Annotated in this window: 1 protein-coding gene; it reads left to right on the top strand. The window is 58.7% G+C overall.

Annotated features, from left to right (window positions below; genetic code table 11):
* A partial coding sequence (locus tag AB0442_RS42515) for a hypothetical protein (RefSeq protein ID WP_366168855.1) occupies positions 1-1307 on the top strand: 1307 nt, incomplete at both ends.

Below are 1307 nucleotides of genomic sequence, written 5' to 3' on the forward strand. Positions count from 1 at the left end.
GTAATCGGCTGCGCGCTGTATCCGTCTGATTTCGACATTTCCAACCCGCCCGGCGCCATTATCCGCGCGGTCACTGAGATGAAAAAGCGCAACGATGCGGCGCTGAAAGCCTGGAATGAGCAGCTCAGCGCCACGCCAGGCGTTTTGCAGTTCTCCCGACAGGCGATTGTTGCACTAATCCGCGGGGCCGAAGAAAACCTGCACGTTACCCCCGGTGCGCTGCGCAGCTATATCAACGCCAATCTGATCGAGGTCGACGCTAAACCGGCGCAACAAAACACAGAGACCGTGCAACAAACTGGCGCCGAAGCGCAACAAGCGGCCTCAAATGCGGGTGAAAAAGATGAAGTGGTCGCAGAGTTCGAGACAGAACGCTGCGCATGGCTGCGGGCTGAAATACGTGCGGCGCTGGCCGGAACGACTGGTGTTATGGATGAAAGCGACGTTGCCGAGTTGACCGCGGCCGTCGGCGAAGGCATATCACACAGCTACATCGCTCGGCTGCTGGCCAAAGAGATCGAGACATGCGACCCATTCAAACAGCTGATCGCGGATGAGGTTCACCACCTTACCTGCGATGTGTTGGAAAACTGGCAGGATAAAAAGGAGCCGCGTGTCGCATTTATCGATTCCCGTGTTGAGTTTTATTTGCAGGAAGCACGCCGGGCAGCAGAGCAAAAATGTCAGGAAATGGCCGCAGCCAGCGGCGCGCAGCAGCAGGAAAACCCAGAGCCCGCGCAGGTTGACGCCTCAAATGAGGGCGTAAAAACGGAAGTCGCGCAGCAGCAACCCGGAGAGCTCCGCAGCATGGGTGGTGGCTTCTTCGACGTTTCCACATTGTTTAATGAGTCACCACTGGCCAAGGTCGACGCCGCGGGCGCCACAACCGGCGACGATGTTCGCGAATTCCTAGATTCGTCAACGGAAATGGCCGGAGTGTCAGGCGAAACGGCGGAATTGTCAGGTGAGAACGCCGATACCGCAGCGCCAGTCGAAGTACAGAACGAGGCTGCCGCGGCAATCGTCGACGCACCGCGCCGGGAAGAACCGGCAGCCCCGGCATACTTCGAGCCAGGGCGCTATCTGGATATTCCGAACGAGGTCTACCACAGCGCCAACGGCATCAGCAGCACGATGGCAAAGGACGCGCGGATCAGCCTGATGTATTACCACGGCCGCCACGTTATCAAAACCATCCAGCGCGAGCGCACCGATCCGATGACGTTCGGCTCGTTGGTTCACGCGCTGGCGCTAGAACCTGAAAAGCTGGACGAGGAATTCAGCGTTGAGCCTGTGATCCCCGAGGG

The sequence above is a fragment of the Kitasatospora sp. NPDC085895 genome, assembly GCF_040702125.1.
Taxonomy (GTDB): Bacteria; Actinomycetota; Actinomycetes; order Streptomycetales; family Streptomycetaceae; genus Kitasatospora; species Kitasatospora arboriphila.